General features: G+C 72.6%; 17 protein-coding genes, 1 tRNA gene and 1 other RNA gene. 12 read left to right on the top strand and 7 right to left on the bottom strand.

Annotated elements, in window-relative coordinates; genetic code table 11:
- Positions 1 to 12: 12 nt before the first annotated feature.
- Both FGI33_RS05095 and aceE read right to left on the bottom strand, forming a co-directional pair.
- Entirely contained in the window at positions 13 to 1,287 is a 1,275-nt protein-coding gene (locus FGI33_RS05095) for a PucR family transcriptional regulator (protein ID WP_237582345.1), read from the bottom strand.
- 16 nt (positions 1,288 to 1,303) lie between these two features.
- Positions 1,304 to 4,030: a pyruvate dehydrogenase (acetyl-transferring), homodimeric type gene (aceE, locus tag FGI33_RS05090; protein ID WP_119434915.1), complete on the bottom strand. Its 2,727-nt coding sequence runs from the start codon at positions 4,028 to 4,030 to the stop codon at positions 1,304 to 1,306.
- Between the two features lie 241 nt (positions 4,031 to 4,271).
- Here aceE and FGI33_RS05085 point away from each other — a divergent pair, with 241 nt between their 5' ends.
- Positions 4,272 to 4,745, top strand: a complete 474-nt coding sequence (locus tag FGI33_RS05085) for a peroxiredoxin (RefSeq protein WP_012038310.1) — start codon at positions 4,272 to 4,274, stop codon at positions 4,743 to 4,745.
- Between the two features lie 36 nt (positions 4,746 to 4,781).
- Here the strand turns inward: FGI33_RS05085 and FGI33_RS05080 are convergent, their stop codons facing one another.
- On the bottom strand, positions 4,782 to 5,471 hold the full coding sequence (locus FGI33_RS05080) for a hypothetical protein (RefSeq protein ID WP_119434916.1): 690 nt from the start codon (positions 5,469 to 5,471) through the stop codon (positions 4,782 to 4,784).
- A gap of 91 nt (positions 5,472 to 5,562) precedes the next feature.
- On the opposite strand from FGI33_RS05080, the gene FGI33_RS05075 reads away from it, so the two are divergent.
- Positions 5,563 to 5,635: transfer RNA gene (locus FGI33_RS05075), tRNA-Val, on the top strand.
- A gap of 42 nt (positions 5,636 to 5,677) precedes the next feature.
- Here the strand turns inward: FGI33_RS05075 and FGI33_RS05070 are convergent.
- Complete coding sequence (locus tag FGI33_RS05070) at positions 5,678 to 6,265, bottom strand: TetR/AcrR family transcriptional regulator C-terminal domain-containing protein (protein ID WP_119435213.1); 588 nt, start codon at positions 6,263 to 6,265, stop codon at positions 5,678 to 5,680.
- Positions 6,266 to 6,341: 76 nt separating this feature from the next.
- On the opposite strand from FGI33_RS05070, the gene FGI33_RS05065 reads away from it, so the two are divergent.
- The 7 genes from FGI33_RS05065 to rnpB all read left to right on the top strand — a co-directional run bounded on the left by FGI33_RS05065 (position 6,342) and on the right by rnpB (position 10,721).
- Positions 6,342 to 6,983 (top strand): biotin transporter BioY, encoded by a 642-nt coding sequence (locus FGI33_RS05065; RefSeq protein ID WP_119435211.1) that lies wholly within the window; start codon positions 6,342 to 6,344, stop codon positions 6,981 to 6,983.
- Entirely contained in the window at positions 6,980 to 7,684 is a 705-nt protein-coding gene (locus FGI33_RS05060; protein ID WP_119435212.1) for an energy-coupling factor ABC transporter ATP-binding protein, read from the top strand. The genes FGI33_RS05065 and FGI33_RS05060 overlap by 4 nt, the downstream gene beginning before the upstream one ends.
- Before the next feature lie 44 nt (positions 7,685 to 7,728).
- A complete protein-coding gene (locus FGI33_RS05055; protein WP_119435214.1) occupies positions 7,729 to 8,298 on the top strand; it encodes a CbiQ family ECF transporter T component in 570 nt (189 codons plus the stop codon).
- Between the two features lie 101 nt (positions 8,299 to 8,399).
- Positions 8,400 to 8,591 (top strand): hypothetical protein, encoded by a 192-nt coding sequence (locus FGI33_RS05050; protein ID WP_119401468.1) that lies wholly within the window; start codon positions 8,400 to 8,402, stop codon positions 8,589 to 8,591.
- Positions 8,592 to 8,643: 52 nt separating this feature from the next.
- On the top strand, positions 8,644 to 9,471 hold the full coding sequence (locus FGI33_RS05045) for a Nif3-like dinuclear metal center hexameric protein (RefSeq protein ID WP_237582344.1): 828 nt from the start codon (positions 8,644 to 8,646) through the stop codon (positions 9,469 to 9,471).
- Between the two features lie 91 nt (positions 9,472 to 9,562).
- Positions 9,563 to 10,297, top strand: coding sequence for a zinc ribbon domain-containing protein (locus tag FGI33_RS05040; RefSeq protein ID WP_237582343.1), 735 nt, complete (start codon positions 9,563 to 9,565; stop codon positions 10,295 to 10,297).
- 43 nt (positions 10,298 to 10,340) lie between these two features.
- An RNA gene (gene rnpB / locus FGI33_RS05035) (RNase P RNA component class A) lies at positions 10,341 to 10,721 on the top strand.
- Positions 10,722 to 10,788: 67 nt separating this feature from the next.
- On the opposite strand, the gene ppgK is transcribed toward rnpB, so the two are convergent.
- On the bottom strand, positions 10,789 to 11,610 hold the full coding sequence (gene ppgK / locus FGI33_RS05030; RefSeq protein WP_119434068.1) for a polyphosphate--glucose phosphotransferase: 822 nt from the start codon (positions 11,608 to 11,610) through the stop codon (positions 10,789 to 10,791).
- 74 nt (positions 11,611 to 11,684) lie between these two features.
- Between ppgK and FGI33_RS05025 the strand changes: the two genes are divergently transcribed.
- Positions 11,685 to 11,867, top strand: a complete 183-nt coding sequence (locus FGI33_RS05025; protein WP_119434067.1) for an SPOR domain-containing protein — start codon at positions 11,685 to 11,687, stop codon at positions 11,865 to 11,867.
- Positions 11,868 to 11,876: 9 nt separating this feature from the next.
- On the opposite strand, the gene panB is transcribed toward FGI33_RS05025, so the two are convergent.
- Entirely contained in the window at positions 11,877 to 12,746 is an 870-nt protein-coding gene (gene panB, locus FGI33_RS05020) for a 3-methyl-2-oxobutanoate hydroxymethyltransferase (RefSeq protein ID WP_119434066.1), read from the bottom strand.
- Positions 12,747 to 12,832: 86 nt separating this feature from the next.
- On the opposite strand from panB, the gene glnA (FGI33_RS05015) reads away from it, so the two are divergent.
- A complete protein-coding gene (glnA, locus tag FGI33_RS05015; RefSeq protein WP_063071882.1) occupies positions 12,833 to 14,170 on the top strand; it encodes a type I glutamate--ammonia ligase in 1,338 nt (445 codons plus the stop codon).
- 58 nt (positions 14,171 to 14,228) lie between these two features.
- A complete protein-coding gene (locus tag FGI33_RS05010) occupies positions 14,229 to 17,249 on the top strand; it encodes a bifunctional [glutamine synthetase] adenylyltransferase/[glutamine synthetase]-adenylyl-L-tyrosine phosphorylase (protein WP_119434065.1) in 3,021 nt (1,006 codons plus the stop codon).
- 93 nt (positions 17,250 to 17,342) lie between these two features.
- Here the strand turns inward: FGI33_RS05010 and glnA (FGI33_RS05005) are convergent, their stop codons facing one another.
- Complete coding sequence (gene glnA / locus FGI33_RS05005; RefSeq protein ID WP_079533154.1) at positions 17,343 to 18,767, bottom strand: type I glutamate--ammonia ligase; 1,425 nt, start codon at positions 18,765 to 18,767, stop codon at positions 17,343 to 17,345.
- Positions 18,768 to 18,960 lie beyond the last annotated feature (193 nt).

Genomic DNA, 18,960 nt, shown 5'->3' with positions numbered 1-18,960 from the left:
GAGGAAGGCGCGTCATCGTGCCGCCTGGCGCTTCGGGCGGGCGCGACCCGACCCCTGCTGCTTGGGGACCGTGGTGCCCGCCTCGGCGATGCTCCCGATGATGAGCGCCGCCTGCAGGATGAGGGCCTCGCGCGCGCCCGTGGCGTCCCAGCCGATCACGTCGGAGACGCGCTTGAGGCGGTAGCGCACCGTGTTGGGGTGCACGAACAGCTCCCGCGCGGTCGCCTCGAGCGAGCGGCCCGTGTCGAGGTAGCACCACAGCGTCGCGAGCAGCTCGGTCGAGTGCGCCTGCAGCGGCTTGTAGATCCGGTTGATGAGCGTCGACCGGGCGAGCGGGTCGCCGGCGAGGGCGCGCTCGGGCAGCAGGTCGTCGGCGAGCGTGGGCCGCGGCGCGTTCCGCCACGACCGGGCGACGGCGAAGCCGGCCAGCGCGGCCCGCGCGCTCCGCGACGCCTCCACGAGGCTCGGCACCTCGTGGCCGAGCACCAGGTGGCCGGATCCGAAGCCGGGCTCGAGCTGCGTGGCGATCTCGAGGAAGGACACGGGGGCCGTCTCCGGCGCCGCGGCGTCCGGGTCGACGACGGCGGGGGATGCGCGTCCGATGACGAGGACCAGGCGGCTGCCCTGGACCCCGATGAGCACGTCGGCCTCGAGGTGCCGCGCCGTGCGCCGCAGCTGGTCGACGTCGAGCACCGCGGGCGCCGTGCCCACGAGCACGGAGACCTCGCCGTGCCCGTGCCAGCCGAGCGCTGCGATCCGCGAGGGCAGCTCGTCGTCGTACTCGCCGGACAGGATGCTGTCGACGACGAGCGCCTCGAGCCGGGCGTCCCAGAGGCCGCGGGCCTCGGCGGCGCGCGCGTAGACGTCGGCCGCGGCGAACGCGATCTCCCGCGAGTACAGGAGGATCGCGTCGCGCACCGTGCGGTGCCGGTCACGTACGCGGTCCTCGACGACCTCCACCGTGACGCGGATGAGCTGCAGCGTCTGCTGCAGGCTCACGGAGCGCAGGAGCTCGCGGGGTGCCGCGCCGAACACGTCCGCCGCGATCCACGGGGTGGAGTCGGGGTCGTCATACCAGTGGATGAAGGACGTGATGCCCGCCTGCGCGACCAGACCGACGGCGGACCGCCGCCCGGGCGGCATCTCGCCGTACCAGGGCAGCGTGTCCTCCAGCCGCTTGAGCGTCGCGCTCGCGAGCTCGCCCGACAGGGACCGGAGCCACGTCAGCGTCTCCGCCTTCGTCTCCCCGGTCTCCACGTCGGTGTCGTGCCGGTCGCTGGGTGTCACGTCAGGTCGGCGCAGCTCACGCCTCGCCGCCCGCCGATCCGGTCGTGCCGGCGTTCACGTCGAGCAGACGGTACTTGTCGATCGCCCACTTCGGCGCGTCCTGGTCGACCTTGCCCTGCTTCGCGAGCCGCTGCAGCGTCTTCACGACCATCGACGGACCGTCGATCGCGAAGAAGCGGCGGGCAGCCGGACGCGTGTCCGAGAAGCCGAAGCCGTCGGCGCCGAGCGTCGAGTAGTCCCCGGGGACGAACTGGCGGATCTGGTCGGGGACCGCGTGCGAGAAGTCGGTGACCGCGACGAACGGGCCCTCGGCGTGACGCAGCTTCTCCTCCAGGTACGGGACCCGGGTCTCGGAGTGCGGGTGGAGCATGTTGTGCTCCTCCGTGGCCAGGCCGTCGCGGCGCAGCTCGCCCCACGAGGTGACGGACCACACGTCGGCGGAGACGCCCCAGTCCTCGGCCAGCAGCTGCTGCGCCTCCAGGGCCCACGGGACCGCGACGCCGGACGCCATGAGCTGCGCCTTGGGTCCGTCGACCCAGCCGTCCTTGAGCTTGTAGACGCCGCGGACGATGCCGTCCACGTCCACGCCCTCGGGCTCGCTCGGGTGGATGATCGGCTCGTTGTAGACCGTGAGGTAGTACATGACGTTCGGGTCCTCGTGGTCCCCGCCGTACATGCGCTCGAGGCCGGACCGCACGATGTGCCCGATCTCGTAGGCGTACGCCGGGTCGTAGGACACGATCGCCGGGTTCGTCTGCGAGAGGACGAGCGAGTGGCCGTCAGCGTGCTGGAGGCCCTCGCCGGTGAGCGTGGTGCGTCCCGCGGTGGCGCCGATGAGGAAGCCGCGCGCCATCTGGTCGCCGGCCGCCCAGATCGCGTCGCCCGTGCGCTGGAACCCGAACATCGAGTAGAAGACGTAGATCGGGATGAGCGGCTCGCCCTGCGTCGAGTACGTGGTGCCGAGGTTGGTGAACGCCGCCAGGGCGCCCGCCTCGTTGATGCCCACGTGCACGATCTGGCCCTGCGGGCTCTCCTTGTAGGACAGCAGCAGCTCGCGGTCGACCGACGTGTAGTGCTGGCCGTTCGGGTTGTAGATCTTCGCCGTCGGGAAGAAGGCGTCGATGCCGAACGTGCGGGCCTCGTCCGGGATGATCGGGACGACGCGGTTGCCGAAGTCCTTCGAGCGGATGAGGTCCTTCAGCAGGCGGACGAACGCCATGGTCGTGGCGATCTCCTGCGTGCCGGATCCCTTCTTGGAGATGCGGTACGCGGAGTCGTCCGGGAGGGTTATCGCCGTGTGCTTGGCGCGGCGCTCGGGCGAGTACCCGCCGAGCGCGCGGCGGCGCTCCTGCATGTACTGGATGGCCTCGTCGTCCTGGCCGGGGTGGTAGTACGGCGGCAGGTACGGGTCCGCCTCGAGCTGGGCGTCCGTGATCGGCACGCGCATCTCGTCGCGGAACTGCTTGAGGTTGTCCAGCGTCAGCTTCTTCATCTGGTGGGTTGCGTTGCGGCCCTCGAAGCTCGGGCCGAGGCCGTAGCCCTTGACCGTCTTGGCGAGGATGACCGTGGGCTGGCCCGTGTGCTCGCTCGCCGCCTTGAATGCCGCGTACACCTTGCGGTAGTCGTGGCCGCCGCGCTTGAGGTTCCAGATCTGGTCGTCCGTGTAGCCCTCGACGAGCTTCGCGGTGCGCTCGTCGCGCCCGAAGAAGTTCTCGCGGATGTAGGCGCCGCTCTCGGCCTTGTAGGTCTGGTAGTCGCCGTCCGGCGTGCGGTTCATGAGGTCGAGGAGCGCGCCCTCGGTGTCGCGGGCGAGCAGGTCGTCCCACTCGCGGCCCCAGACGACCTTGATGACGTTCCAGCCGGCGCCGCGGAAGAAGCTCTCGAGCTCCTGGATGATCTTGCCGTTGCCGCGGACCGGGCCGTCGAGGCGCTGCAGGTTGCAGTTGATGACGAAGTTGAGGTTGTCGAGCTTCTCGTTCGCCGCCACCTGCAGCTGGCCGCGGCTCTCGACCTCGTCCATCTCGCCGTCGCCGAGGAACGCCCAGACCTGCTGGTCGGACGCGTCCTTGATGCCGCGGTTGGTGAGGTACTTGTTCGCCTGCGCCTGGTAGATCGCGTTGATCGGGCCGAGGCCCATCGACACGGTCGGGAACTGCCAGAACTCCGGCATGAGGCGGGGGTGCGGGTACGACGAGAGGCCGCCGCCGGCGTGGCTCTTCTCCTGGCGGAAGCCGTCGAGCTGGTGCTCGCTCAGGCGTCCCTCGAGGAAGGCGCGGGCGTAGGTGCCGGGGGAGGCGTGGCCCTGCACGAAGACCTGGTCGCCGCCGCCGGGGTGGTCCTGGCCGCGGAAGAAGTGGTTGTAGCCGACCTCGTAGAGGGCGGCCGAGGAGGCGTACGTGGCGATGTGCCCGCCGACCGCGATGCCGGGGCGCTGGGCCCGGTGCACCGTGACGGCCGCGTTCCAGCGGATCCACGCGCGGTAGCGGCGCTCGAGGTCCTCGTCGCCGGGGAAGTCGGGCTCGTTCTCCGGCGCGATGGTGTTGATGTAGTCCGTGGTCGGGACCATCGGCACGCCGAGGTGCAGCTCCTTCGAGCGCTTGAGGAGGCTGAGCATGACGTCGCGCGCGCGACCCCGGCCCTGCGTCTCGACGAGCCCGTCGAGGGACTCGTTCCATTCGGCGGTCTCTTCCGGATCCTGGTCGGTGTGGTTCACCGAGTACGGATCCTGGTCGTTGACAGTCACCCTCGACCTCTTCCTGTGGTGTGCAGACATCGTCTTCGGTGCCACGGGGCTCGAAGGGTGCGAGACCGCGCGTACGCCGAGGGCCAGCCTACCCATGCCGACCGACGGTCACGGACGGCGGGCGGCGCGTCCCGCCGGGCCCGCCGCGGCCCCGCGGGGCTGGACATCGCGGATCCCCGGCGTAAGCTCGACCCTCGTGCCAGACAGGGGACATCTGCCGGCACGGAAGGATCCGCACCCCATGGCCCTGGCCAACGACACACAGGCTCCCGACTTCGAGCTCGCCAACCAGTTCGGCGAGCGCGTCCGGTTGAGCGAGTACCGCGGACACCGCGCGGTCGCCCTCGTCTTCTTCCCCCTCGCCTTCTCCGGGACCTGCACGGGCGAGATGTGCCAGCTCGAGGAGAACCTCGGCCTCTTCGCCGACAGCCGCGTGGAGCTCATCGGCATCAGCGTCGACAGCAAGCACACGCTGCGCGCCTGGGCCCAGCAGCAGGGCATCGACTTCCAGCTCCTCGCCGACTTCTGGCCCCACGGGCAGGTCGCGAAGGAGTACGGTGTGTTCCTCGAGGAGAAGGGGTTCGCGAACCGGGCCACCTTCCTCATCGACACGCGCGGCATCATCCGCGGCAGCTTCATCACGGCACCCGGCGAGGCGCGCGAGCTCGAGGCGTACCGCACCGCGATCCGCGACCTGGCGCTCGTCCCGGCCTGATCGGCTCCGGTCGCCCGCGGGTGAGATCGCCGGGCGTCAGCTCAGGATGTTCACCGCGCGGGCGATGACCAGCGCGAGGATCACGAACCCGGCGAAGGCCTCGAGCGCCATGAGCGCCTTGGCGCGGTGGGACAGCGGCATGACGTCCGTGGGGCTGTAGGCCATCGAGTTCGTGAGCGAGAAGTACGCGTAGTCGACGAAGCCCGGCACCCAGTCCGCGTGCTCCGACGAGCGGCGCGCGACCTCCGACACCGCGCCGGAGTCCTCGTCCTGCGGGAAGCGGAAGTCCGCGGGCGCGAGCGCAGCGCGGGCGTGCGTCCGCCTGGCCACCGGTCCGCCGCGGTCCAGCTCCCAGAAGACGAGCGCGAAGGCCAGCACGTTGGTCACCCACACCTGCAGCGCCGTGAGCAGCAGCTCGGGTCCCGCCTCGGAGGCGTCGACCAGCTCGACGACCAGGACGACGAGGCTGACCTGGTTGGCGACCACGAGGAGGCCGCCGAGCGCGAGGCCCAGCCCGCATGACCACGGCGTCTCGCGCACGAAGCGGCGGGGGTTCAGCGCGACCAGCGGCACGAGCAGGGCGACGGCGATCGCCACCACCGCGACGCGGACGCCCGCGGGGACGGCGGTCGGCGCGACCCCGTAGAGGGCGACGGCCACGACGAGCCCGACGGCGGCGGGCCAGCGGGGCTCCGCGATCGTCCGGCGGGAGGGGTGGATGGGCACGGGGGAGAGGCTACGGCGCGCGCCGTCGGTGCGGCCGGGACGCGCCGACGCGGTCGGCTAGCATGGCCGGGCGCCCGCCGAGCGGACGCGGGGGCCTTTAGCTCAGTTGGTAGAGCGCCACGTTTACACCGTGGATGTCGTCGGTTCGAGCCCGGCAGGGCCCACCCTCCCGAGGGCGTCGACCCGATCCCTCTCCTCGCGTGCGATCAGGCGAGCGTCCCGAGGCCCCGCACGAGCAGGTCCACCCCGAAGGCGAAGTCCCGCGCGGGCTCCTCCTCGCCGGCGGCGACGGGCAGCAGGCCGAGGCGGTCGAGCTGGATGCGCTCCTGCTCGTGCGCCACGTGGCCGAGCACGAAGTGCAGGAGGGCCGACGCCGCGCGAGCGCACTCGGCGTCCCCGAACCCGCCGGTGGCGACGGCCGCGGACAGCATGTCGCGTGCCGCCCGCGCCCCGAGCCCCATCGCGGTCGTGCTGGCCACGACCTCGGCGCCGTCGCGGTGGGCGAGCAGCGCACCGCGGAGACCCTCCGCCGCACGCCGGACCCGGTCTCGCCAGTCGGCGCCACCTCCGACGGTCGTCGCGGGCGCCGCCTCGGCGACGATGCGGTCGGCCAGCTCCGCCAGGAGGCTCTGCTTGTCCGGGAAGTGCCAGTAGAGGGCGCTCGGCTGCACGTCCAGGGCGGCGCCGAGGCGGCGCATCGTGAAGTCCGGGAGGCCGTGCTCGTCGAGGATCCGCAGGGCCGTGCGGGCCACGTCGTCGCGGGTGTGCCGCCCCGCCGCATGCGCCCGTGCCATGCCGCCACTATAGTGAACGCCGTTCAGGTGAACGCCGTTCAGGTCGCCCGCGGCCGCATCCAGCAGAAGGAAGCCCATGACCCCGTCCCGCTCCCTGCCCCTCCGCGCCGAGCGCCGCGCGCGGCTCGACGCCACCGACCTCGCGCGGGTCGCCGTGCTCGCGGCGGTCGTCGCCGTGCTCGGGCTCCCGGGCAGCATCAGCGTCATCGGCGGCGTCCCCATCACCGCCCAGACGCTCGGGGTCATGCTCGCGGGCGCCGTCCTCGGGCCCCGCCTCGGGGCCCTCGCCCTCGCCGTCCTCCTCGCGCTCGTCGCCGTCGGGCTGCCGCTGCTGTCCGGGGGCACCGGCGGTCTCGGCGTCTTCCTCGGCCCGTCCGCCGGATACCTCGTGGGCTGGATCGCCGGAGCCGCCGTGGTCGGCCTCGTCGTCCACCTCGGCGGTCGCCGGCCCACCGCGTCGCGCACGGCGGCCGCCATGGTGCTCGGCGGAATCGTCGTCATCTACGCAGTGGGGATCCCCGTGCAGAGCCTCGTGACGCGCCTGCCTCTCGCCGAGACCGCGTACACCAGCCTCGTCTTCCTCCCCGGCGACCTGATCAAGGCGGCCATCGCCACCGCGATCGTGATGACGCTGGTGCGCGGCTACCCGCGGGCCTTCCGTCGGCCGTCCGGGTGGACGACGGCACGCCAGGACGACGCGGCGGCGACCACCAGGTGACCCCGGCGGACGGATCCGGCGCCTCGGCCCTGCACCTCGCGGGCGTCGGCGTCCGCCTCGGCGACGTCGAGGCGCTCCGCGACGTCACGCTGGACGTCGACGCGCGCACCCTCGCCGTGATCGGCGAGAACGGCTCGGGCAAGAGCACCTTCGCCCGGCTCGTCGGGGGGCTCGTCGCGCGCACCGCGGGGGAGCTGGGCGTGCTGGGGATCGACCCGGACCGCGGATCCCGCGAGCTGCGGCGACGCGTGGCCCTCGTGTTCAGCAACCCGGACGCCCAGATCGTCATGCCGACCGTCGCGGAGGACGTCGCCTTCTCGCTGCGGCCGGAGCGCCTGCCCCGCGCCGAGTCGGACGCGCGGGTCGCCGAGGCCCTCCGCCGGTTCCGCATCCAGGATCTCGCCGAGCGCTCCTCGCACGAGCTGTCCGGCGGGCAGAAGCAGCTGCTCGCGCTGGCGGGGGCCTTCGTCCGGCGCCCCGAGCTCGTCATCGCGGACGAGCCGACCGCCTACCTCGACGCCCGGAACGCCCGCGCGGTGGCGGACCACCTCTTCGAGGACGGGCACCGGCTCGTGCTCGTCACCCACGACCTCGCCGCCGCCGCCCGCTGCGACGCCGCCGCCCTGTTCGCCGGCGGACGGCTGGTCCGCGTCGGGGGTCCCGCTGCCGTCATCGCCGAGTACGAGGCGACGCTCGCGTGACGCCGACGCCGACGGCGCCGCGTCGACCCGGCCGCCTCGAGCGGATGCCCGCCGGACCCGAGCTGATCGCGCTCATGGTCGTCGTGCTCGGGGTCTCGCTCCTGCCCTCCACGTGGTGGGCGGCGGGCACCGCGGTCGCCGTCGCGGTCGCCGCCTACGCGGCCGCCCAGCTGGGCGACGGCCTCCTCGGCATGCGCCGCCTCGCCGGGCAGGTGCGCGCCGTGCGCTGGGTGATGCTGTTCACGCTCGTCAGCCAGCTCGTGCTGCTGGGGCCCGAGCCCGCGGTGGCGAACACGGCGCGCGTCACGGCGGCGATCGCCATCGCCGGCCTGCTCGTCCTCACGACGTCCACGACCGCGCTCCTCGACAGCATCGAGCGCGGCCTGGGTCCCCTGCGGGGCCTCGGCGTCGACACGGAGCGGATCTCGCTGCTGCTCACGGTCACCGCTGGCACCATCCCGGTCCTCGGGCGCCTGGCCGGCGACGTCCGCGAGGCGCAGCGGGCACGGGGTGCGCGCCCGGGGCTCGGGACGTTCGTCGTCCCCTTCCTCGTGGTCGCACTCAAGCACGCGGACCAGCTCGGCGACGCGCTCACCGCCCGCGGGGTCAGGTGACGGCCGGGATACGTGACGGCCGGGTCGGCGACGCCGGGATCGCCATGTCCGCGGGCCGCGCGTGCCGTGTCGCCGCGGGCGTGTCGCGGTAGCATCCACCCATGAGCTCCGACACGGCCGATGGCGCCGACGCCTGGTCGGTCGTCGACGCCGCCACGCACGGGTCCAGCACCCACCGTGGATCGGCCCAGCGGAGCATCTGGCCGCTCGAACCCCTCGTGCCGTCGCCGGGCGTCGCGCCCGACGGGCCGCGGGACGAGGCACGCTCCCGCCGCGCTGCCCGCCGGGGCTGATCGACGCACGGCCCGTCACGGGCCGCGGCCGCCCCTTCGTTACGATGGCAACGTGATCCCCACCCTCGCCGACGTCGTCCGTGTCGTCGAGGACGCCTGGCCACCCGCGGGCGCGTCCGACTGGGACGCCTCCGGCCTCGTCTCGGGGGATCCGCGCCGCTCGGTCCGCCGCATCCACCTGGCCGTCGACGCCGTCCGCGCGACGGTGGACGAGGCGGTCGCCGCCGACGCCGACCTGCTGCTGGTGCACCACCCGCTCCTGCTCCGCGGCGTCACCACCATCGCCGAGACCGGATACAAGGGCGCGCTCCTCGCCGACCTCGTGCGCGCCGGCTGCGCCCTGCACGCCGCGCACACCACCGCCGACGTCGTCGAGGAGGGCACGTCGGGCCGGCTCGCGGCGCTCCTCGGCCTGGTGCCCGAGACCATCCGACCGCTCGATCCCGCCGCGGGCGGCGTGCGCGGCATCGGCCGCGTCGGCGTCCTTCCCGCGCCGACGACGCTCGGCCGCCTCGCGGGGGAGCTCGCCCGGATCCTGCCGCCCACGGCCACGGGGATCCGCGTCGCGGGCCCCTACGACGCTCCCGTCACCCGCGTGGCCCTCTGCGGGGGAGCCGGCGACTCGCTGCTCTCCGCGCCCGAGGTGGTCGGCGCGGACGTCTACATCACCTCCGACCTCCGCCACCACCCGGCGAGCGAGGCCCGCGAGTCCGCCGCCCTCCGCGGCGGCACCCCCTACCTCATCGACACGTCCCACTGGGCGAGCGAGTGGCTGTGGCTCGACCAGGCCTCCGACACGCTGCGATCGGCCCTGCCCGACGTCGAGGTCACCGTCAGCGACATCCGCACGGACCCCTGGGACTTCGCCGTCACGCAGTGACCGCCCGCTGCGCGGACCGACCCGCGCATCCACGACACGCATCGCGTGCACGCCTCACCAACAGGCGGAGCCGCACCACGAGAGGGAGAGCATGAAAGCCGATCCGAGCATCCAGAAGGAGCTCCTCGACCTGCAGGAGATCGACACCCGGCTCACGCACCTCACGCGGCAGCTCGCGCAGCTCCCGCAGCTGAAGGAGATCGACGCGCTGCAGCGCGAGATGGAGCTCGTCCGCCGCCGGCTCGGGGAGCGGACCGGCATCGTCGAGGACGCCCAGACCGAGCTCACGCGCATCGAGTCGGACGTGGCCGTCGTGCAGGCGCGCATGGACCGCGACCGCGCCCGGATCGAGGCGGGCGGCAGCTCGAAGGACGTGCAGGCGCTGGAACGCGAGCTGGAGTCGCTGCTGCGTCGCCGCCACACCCTCGAGGAGGTCGAGCTCGAGGTGATGCAGAAGCTCGAGGAGGCGCAGGCGGCGCAGGCCGAGGTGGTCGTCGAGCGCGACGCCCTCGCGGAGCGGCTGGCCGCGGTCGAGGCCGAGCGCGACGCCGCGGCGGTCGAGCTGCGGGCCCAGGCCGAGCACGCGAGGAAGGACCGGGACGCGCTCGCGCCGCGGTTCCCCGAGGACCTGCTCGCGCTCTACGAGAAGCAGCGCGCCCGCTACGGCGTGGGCGCGGCGATGCTGCATCGCGGGATCTCCCTCGGCAGCAACATCGCGCTGCACCAGAGCGATCTCGACGCGCTCCGCAAGCGCGCGCCCGACGACGTCGTCATCGACCCCGAGAGCAACGCCATCCTCGTGCGGACGGACGAGTCCGGGCTCTAGCGGGAGGCCGGCCCACCGGCTGCCCTAGACTCGTCCCCGCGGATGGGTCGGCAAGACGGTCGCGCCGCGGAGGAACCCGAGAGGGGGAGACCGCGTCGAGGAACGTCCGGGCTCCGTAGAGCAGGGCGGTGGGTAACACCCACCCGGGGCGACCCGCGAGACAGTGCAACAGAGAGCAGACCGCCCGTCGCGGAAGCGGCGAGTGAGGGTGAAACGGCGGTGTAAGAGACCACCAGCGGCCCGAGTGATCGGGTCGGCTATGCAAACCTCGCCCGGAGCAAGGTCGAACAGGGGACGCACAGGCTGCTCGTCCAGTCCCCGGGTAGACCGCTGGAGGGCTGCGGTGACGCAGCTCCGAGATAGATGGCCGTCCATGGTGCCGTGGGCACCGGGACAGAACCCGGCGTATCAGCCGGCCCATCCGCACCCCGCACGACGAAGCGGCCGGATCCCCTCGGGATCCGGCCTCTTCGTCGTGCCGGGTGCGGCGCTCAGTCCTCGGGCTTCGTCTTGTCGACGAGATCCGCCGCGGGTGCGTGCGTGCTGGCGCCGACCGCGTGCGCGGCGAGGGCCGCCGCGCCCATGATGCCCGCGTTGTTCCGCAGCTCCGCCGGCACGATCGGGGTGCGCAGGCGCAGCAGCGGCAGGAAGTGCTTGTGGTTCTTGGACACGCCGCCGCCGACGATGAACAGCTCCGGCCACATCAGCTTCTCGAGCTGGCCGTAGTACACCTGCAGCCGCGCGGCCCAGCGCTTCCAGTTGAGGTGCGCGCGCTCCTTGGCGGCGTACGAGGCGCGGCGCTCGAAGTCGCGGCGGCCCGCGACGTCCATGTGGCCGAGCTCGGCATTCGGGATGAGGACGCCGTCGTGGATCAGGGCCGTGCCGATGCCCGTGCCGAGCGTGGTCATGATGACGAGGCCGCGCACGTCCTTGGCGGCACCGTATCGGGCCTCCGCGTAGCCGGCCGCGTCGGCGTCGTTGACGAAGGTGATCTCGAGGCCCAGGCGCTCCTCGAAGAGCTTCTCGGCCTCGAGGCCGATCCAGCTGGGGGAGACGTTGGCGGCCGACATCGTCATGCCGTGGACGATCGCGGCCGGGAAGCACACGCCGAGGGGCGTGCCCGCGGGGACCTCGCCGAGCGCGTCGATGATCTGCTTCACGGTCGCGACGATGTCGTCCGGCTCGCCGCCCTGGGGCGTCGGCAGCTTGACGCGCTCGCTGCGCAGCTCGCCGGTCGCGACGTCCACGATGGCGCCCTTGATGCCGGTCCCGCCGATGTCGATGCCGATTGCGGTCGTCGCGTCGTCGCTCATGGGACCGACCCTACCGGCTCGTCCGCCCCCGACCGGCCGCCGCACGCGGGGCGGACGGGCCTAGCATCGGCAGCATGAGCGACAGCGACGAGCAGTACTGGTACGACGACCGCACGGGCGAGGTGGAGAAGGGGATGCTGTCCCCGGCCGCCCATCGGATCGGTCCGTTCGCGACCGCGGAGGAGGCCGCGAAGGCACCCCAGCGGCTGCGCGAGCGCGCGGAGCGGTGGGCCGCGGAGGACCGCGACGACGACTGATCCCGTGGATCAGTCGGAGTAGCTCTCCGCCTCGGCCGGGAACGCGCCCGAGACCACGTCGTCCCGGTACCTGGACGCGGCGTCGAGGAGCACCTGGCGCATGTCCGCGTAGCGCCGCACGAAGCGCGGCACGCGGCCGCTCGTGAGGCCCGCGAAGTCGGTCCAGACGAGGATCTGACCGTCCGTCCCGTTCCCGGCGCCGATGCCGATGGTGGGGATGCGCAGCCCCACGCTCACGCGGCGCGCGATCTCCTGCGGCACCATCTCGAGCACCACGGCGAACGCGCCCGCGTCCTGGACGGCGCGCGCGTCGGCGAGCAGCGCCTCGGCCGCGTCCCCGCGCCCCTGGATGATGTGCCCGCCCAGCCCGTGCTCGCTCTGCGGCGTGAAGCCGACGTGCCCCATCACCGGGATGCCCGAGCTCACGACGCGGCGGATCTGCTCCGCGCTGCGCACGCCGCCCTCGAGCTTCACGGCGTGGGCGCGCGCCTCCTTCATGAAGCGCACGGAGGTGGCGAGCGCCTGGTCCGGTCCCGACTCGTAGGACCCGAACGGCAGGTCGGCCACGACGAGCGCGCGCTGGGCGGCGCCCGCGACGGCGCGCGCGAGCGGGATCAGCTCGTCCACCGTGACGGGCACGGTGGTGTCGTAGCCGAGGACCGTGTTGCCGGCGGAGTCGCCGACGAGCAGGAAGTCGATTCCGGCCTCGTCGAAGATGCCGGCCGTGAGCATGTCGTAGCTCGTGAGGCCCGTGATCTTGAGGCCCTGCTCCTTCGCCCGCGCGAAGTGGCGGATCCGCACCCGCTTGGGCGGCCCGGCCGGCTCGGTCGGGAGGCGGGCGGGCTCGGGCGGGGTGACGGCAGCGTCGGGGCTCTGCATGCCTCGGAGTCTACGGCGGGCCCCGCGCGCGAGCCGCCCCCACCCCTGGTCAGCCGGTAGGTTGGACACCGACGAGAGGGTGGTGGATGGACAAGCAGCGTGACTTCGTCCTGCGGACGATCGAGGAGCGCGGGATCAAGTTCGTGCGCCTGTGGTTCACCGACGTGACCGGCACCCTGAAGTCGGTGGCGATCGCCCCGGCCGAGGTCGAGGGCGCGTTCGCGGAGGGCCTCGGGTTCGACGGCTCGGCCATCGAGGGCCTCACCCGCTCCTACGAGGCCGACATGCTGGCCCACCCCGATCCGACGACGTTCCAGATCCTCCCGTGGCGCGGCGAGATCGACCCCACCGCGCGCATGTTCTGCGACATCTCGACACCCGACGGGCAGCCGGCGATCGCGGATCCCCGCAACGTCCTCAAGCGCACGCTCGAGAAGGCGGCCGACCGCGGCTTCACCTTCTACACGCATCCCGAGATCGAGTTCTACCTGCTCAAGTCGAGCGAGTTCGGCGTCGACGGCCCGGAGCCCGTGGACGCGGCCGGCTACTTCGACAACGTCCCCGGCGGCACCGCGCACGACTTCCGCCGCCGCTCGGTGCGCATGCTCGAGGACCTCGGCATCTCCGTCGAGTTCAGCCACCACGAGGCGGGACCCGGCCAGAACGAGATCGACCTCCGCTACGCGGACGCGCTCACCACGGCGGACAACATCATGACGTTCCGCACGGTCATCAAGGAGGTGGCCATCGAGCAGGGCGTCTACGCGACGTTCATGCCGAAGCCCCTCGCGCACCAGCCCGGCAGCGGGATGCACACGCACATGTCGCTCTTCGAGGGCGACGTCAACGCGTTCTACGCGTCCGGGGCCGAGTACCAGCTCTCCACGATCGGCCGCCAGTTCATCGCGGGGCTGCTCAAGCACGCGCCCGAGATCACCGCGGTGACGAACCAGTTCGTCAACTCCTACAAGCGGCTCTGGGGCGGCGGCGAGGCCCCGAGCTTCGTCACGTGGGGGCACAACAACCGGTCCGCCCTCGTGCGGGTGCCGCTCTACAAGCCCAACAAGGGCAACAGCTCGCGCGTCGAGTACCGCGCCATCGACTCGGCGGCGAACCCGTACCTGTCCTTCTCGCTCATGCTGGCCGCGGGCCTCAAGGGCATCGAGGAGGGCTACGAGCTCCCGGCCGAGGCCGAGGACAACGTGTGGAGCCTGAGCGACGCGGAGCGACGCGCCCTCGGGTACGCGCCGCTGCCGTCGAGCCTCGACCACGCGATCCAGCTCATGGAGCGCTCGGAGCTCGTCGCCGAGACGCTGGGGGAGCAGGTGTTCAACTACGTACTGCTCAACAAGCGGCAGGAGTGGCGCGACTACCGCGCCCAGGTGACGCCGTACGAGCTGCGCTCCAACCTCGAGATGCTCTGAGCCGGACCCCCGGCACGAGCACCGCGACCGACATCCGACGACGAGGCCGGAGCGAGCCATGAGACGTGGACAGACGCTGCTCGGCGCGTTGGCGCGCGCCGGCTTCGCGCGGCTGAGCGAGGTCGGCGAGGCCCTCGAGGAGGCCGCGGCGCTGTCCGGATGGGCGGAGGCCGACCTGGTGGAGGCGCTGCACTCCAGCGCGGATCCGGACGGCGCCCTCGACGCCCTCGTGCGGCTGCTCCGGGAGGATCCCGAGCGCACGCGCGCCGTGCTCGCCGACCCCGACGCCCGCCACCGGCTGGCGCGGGTGCTCGGATCCTCGCGCGGGCTCGCCGAGTTCCTCACGCGCCACACGTCGGAGCTCGACGCCTTCGCCCGTCCGCTGGAGGGCGTGCCGACCCCCGCCGACGTCCGCGACCGCCTCCTCGACGCGGTGGACGCGGTCGACGGCGTGGCGGGTATCACCGGTCCGGCCGCGCGCACCGCGCTGCGGGTCCGCTACCGCGCGCTGGTGGCGCGCGTCGCGGCGTGGGACCTCGTCCACCCGGATCCGCTCGCGGCCGTGCGGCCCGTCACCGCCGCCCTGGCCGACCTCGCGGGCGCGGCCCTCGAGGCGTCGCTCGCCGTCGCGCGGGCGGAGCTGTCGGTCCCCGGGACGTTCGGCCGCGCGCGGCCCGAGGAGATCGCCGCCACGCGCCTGGCGGTCATCGGCATGGGCAAGGCCGGCGCCCGGGAGCTCAACTACGTCAGCGACGTCGACGTGATCTTCGTCGCCGAGGCCGCGACCGACGCGGACGGGGATCCGGTCATCGAGCCGTCGCGCGCGGTCGAGCTCGCGACCCGCCTCGCCGTGCTCACCATGCGCGGCATCGACGAGCACGAGATCGAACCGGCCCTCTGGGAGGTCGACGCCAACCTCCGGCCCGAGGGGAAGGCCGGCGCGCTCGTCCGCACGCTCGACTCGCACCTCGCGTACTACGAGCGGTGGGCGAAGGACTGGGAGTTCCAGGCGCTGCTCAAGGCCCGTCCGCTCGCGGGCGACGCGGAGCTCGGAGGACGGTACGCCGAAGCCGTCGCGCCGCTCGTCTGGTCGAGCGCGTCGCGAGAGGGCTTCGTCGGGCAGGTGCAGCGGATGCGCACGCGCGTCACCGACAACATCCCCGCCGACCAGCTGCACCAGCAGATCAAGCTCGGGCCGGGCGGGATCCGCGACATCGAGTTCACCGTGCAGCTCCTGCAGCTCGTGCACGGGCAGGGTGACGAGACCGTCCGGGACCGCAGCACGCTGGCCGCGCTCGTTGCCCTCGCGGACGCGGGCTACATCGGCCGCACGGAGGCCGGTGAGTTCGCGAAGGACTACCGCTACCTCCGCCTGCTCGAGCACCGGCTGCAGCTGGACCAGCTGCGGCGCACGCACCTGATGCCGACCGACGAGGAGCGCCTGCGCATCCTCGCGCGCAGCACGGGCCTCGACGCGCGGGCGGAGGAGCTGACGGCCCGGTGGACCGCCACGAAGACCGCCGTCCGCACGCTGCACGAGCGCCTCTTCTACCGGCCGCTCCTCGCGGCGGTGGCATCGCTCCCCGAGGAGTCGCTCGCGCTCACCAGCGACCAGGCCGCCGCGCGCCTCTCGGCCATCGGCTTCGTCGACGCGCGCGGGGCGCTCGCGCACATCCGCGCGCTCACGCAGGGGGTGTCGCGCAGCTCGGCGATCCAGCGCCACCTGCTGCCCGTGCTCCTGCAGTGGTTCGCCGACGGCCCGGATCCCGACCACGGCCTGCTCGCGTTCCGGCGGCTCAGCGAGGCGCTGGGGGAGTCGAACTGGTTCCTCCGGATGCTCCGTGACTCGGCGGGTGCCGCGCAGCGCCTCGCCCAGGTGCTCTCGGGATCCCGCTTCGTGTCGGAGCTGCTCGACCGCGTCCCCGAGACCGCGGCGTGGCTCGCGCGCGACGAGGACCTGCGCCCCCGCACCTGGGCGGCACTCGAGGAGGAGGCCGTCGCCACGGTCAACCGGCATCCCACCGCCGACGCCGCCGCCGCCGCGCTCCGCACCCTCCGCCGCCGTGAGGTCCTGCGCCTCGCCATCGGCGCGATCGTGGGGGTCACGCACGTCGAGACGCTCGGACCGTCGCTGGCCGACATCACCACGGCGACCCTCCGCGGGGTGATGCGCGCCATCCGCCGCGAGGACGGCCCATGGCCCGAGTTCGCCGTGGTCGCCATGGGACGCTACGGCGGCGCCGAGCTCGGCTTCGGATCCGACGCCGACGTCATGTACGTGTTCCGCCCGATCGCCGGCATGGATCCCGAGCTCGCCCAGCGCCGCGCCCAGCTCATCGTCTCGGAGCTGACGCGCCTCACGGAGGACTCGCGCCTGCCGCTCGACCTCGACACGGGCCTGCGGCCCGAAGGACGCAACGGGCCCGTGGTGCGCTCGTTCGCCTCCTACCGCGCCTACTACGAGCGCTGGTCCCTGACGTGGGAGGCGCAGGCGCTGCTCCGCGCCCGCGGAGTCGTCGGCGACAGCGGGCTCATCGCGGACTTCACGGCCCTCGCCGACGGCTACCGCTACCCGGACGCCATCGGCGACGCGGAGGTGCGCGAGATCAAGCGCATCAAGGCGCGTGTGGAGAACGAGCGGCTCCCGCAGGGCGCGGATCCCACGCGGCACCTGAAGCTCGGGCGCGGGTCGCTCAGCGACGTGGAGTGGCTGGTGCAGCTGATCCAGCTGCAGCACGCCCACGCGCACCCCGCCCTGCGGACGCCGACGACGCTCGGGGCGCTCGACGCGGCCGTGGGGTCGCGCCTCGTGGCCGAGGGGGACGCCGCGCGCCTCCGGGACGCCTGGCTCCTCGCGTCCCGCGTCCGCTCCGCCATGACCCTCTGGACCAACCGCACGGCGGACGTCCTGCCGGCCGACCGCGCCGCGCTCGACGCCATCGCCCGGCTCCTCGAGTACCCGCCCGGCTCCGCGTCCGTGCTCGAGGAGGAGTACCTCGGCGTGACCCGCCGCGCCCGCGCGGTCTTCGAGCGCCTCTTTTACGGGGTCGACGAGCAGCCGGATCCGCGCGGCGCCTGACGCCGCTCCATCCGGCGGCGCGGACGACGACGGGCCGCCCTCCCGGAGGAGGACGGCCCGTGCGTCATGCACCCGGTGCGGGCGCCGGCGGGATCAGACGCCGTAGTACAGCTCGAACTCGAACGGGTGCGGGCGCTGCGCGAGGGGCTTGATCTCCATCTCGCGCTTGTACTCGATCCACGTCTCGATGAGGTCGGGCGTGAACACGTTGCCGGCGGTGAGGAACTCGTGGTCGGCCTCGAGCGCCTCGAGGGCGGCGCCGAGCGACGCGGGGACCTGCGGGATGCCCTTCGCCTCCTCGGGCGGGAGCTCGTAGAGGTCCTTGTCGACGGGCTCGTGCGGCTCGATGCGGTTCTTGATGCCGTCGATGCCGGCCATCAGCTGGGCCGCGAACGCGAGGTACGGGTTGCTCGACGCGTCGGGCGCGCGGAACTCGATGCGCTTCGCCTTCGGGTTCGTGCCCGTGATCGGGATGCGGATCGACGCCGAGCGGTTGCCCGCCGAGTAGACGAGGTTGACGGGCGCCTCGAAGCCGGGCACGAGGCGGTGGTATGAGTTCACCGTCGGGTTCGTGAAGGCGAGGATCGCGGGCGCGTGCTTGAGGATGCCGCCGATGTACCAGCGCGCGACGTCCGACAGGCCGCCGTAGCCGGCCTCGTCGTAGAACAGCGGCTTGCCGTCGTTCCAGAGCGACTGGTGCGTGTGCATGCCCGAGCCGTTGTCGCCGAACAGCGGCTTCGGCATGAACGTGGCCGTCTTGCCCCACTGCTCGGCCGTGTTCTTGACGATGTACTTGAACTTCAGGATGTCGTCCGCCGCGTGCACCATCGTGTCGAAGCGGTAGTTGATCTCGGCCTGGCCGCCCGTGCCCACCTCGTGGTGCGCGCGCTCGAGGATGAGGCCGGCGTCGATCAGCTTGAGGCTGATGTCGTCGCGGAGGTCGGCCTGCTTGTCGACGGGGCTGACGGGGAAGTAGCCGCCCTTGTACGGCGTCTTGTTGCCGAGGTTGCCGCCCTCCTCCTCGCGTCCCGAGTTCCAGGCGCCCTCCTCGGAGTCGACCGAGTAGAAGCTCGTGTGCTGGTTCACCTCGTAGCGGACGTCGTCGAAGATGTAGAACTCGGCCTCGGGCGCGAAGAACGCGGTGTCGGCGATGCCGGACGCGGCGAGGAACTTCTCGGCCTTCTTGGCCACCTGGCGCGGGTCGCGGGCGTAGATCTCGCCGTTGCGGGGGTTGTAGATGTCGAACACCATGATGAGGGTGCGCTCGATGCGGAACGGGTCGATGTACGCCGTCGTCACGTCGGGGATGAGCTGCATGTCCGACTCGTGGATGCTCGCGAAGCCGCGGATGGACGAGCCGTCGAAGAGCTGTCCGACGGAGAAGAACTCCTCGTCGACGGTGGACGCGGGGATGTTGAAGTGCTGCTGCACCCCGGGCAGGTCGGTGAACCGGATATCGAGGAACTTGACGTCGGTGTCCTTGATGAACGCGAGCACCTCGGATGAGTCTCTGAACATGTGGTGTCTCCAAAAGGGGGCCGGAGCGGATGAGACTGACGGTTTCAGCCTCTCCGACCCTAGGGGGAAGGGGTTACCTCGCCATAACCGCCGTGTTTCCGCGATGTTACGCACCCCCGCCCGGGCGCGTCGGCGGGCGCTCCCAGGGCCCGCGGATCGGGGGATCCTCGGCACGCGCGCCTAGGATCGGCAG

The organism is Clavibacter phaseoli (genome assembly GCF_021922925.1).
In the GTDB taxonomy this organism is placed as follows: Bacteria; Actinomycetota; Actinomycetes; order Actinomycetales; family Microbacteriaceae; genus Clavibacter; species Clavibacter phaseoli.
Note: the sequence above shows the minus strand (reverse complement) of the source record. Positions and strands in the feature narration are given on the sequence as shown.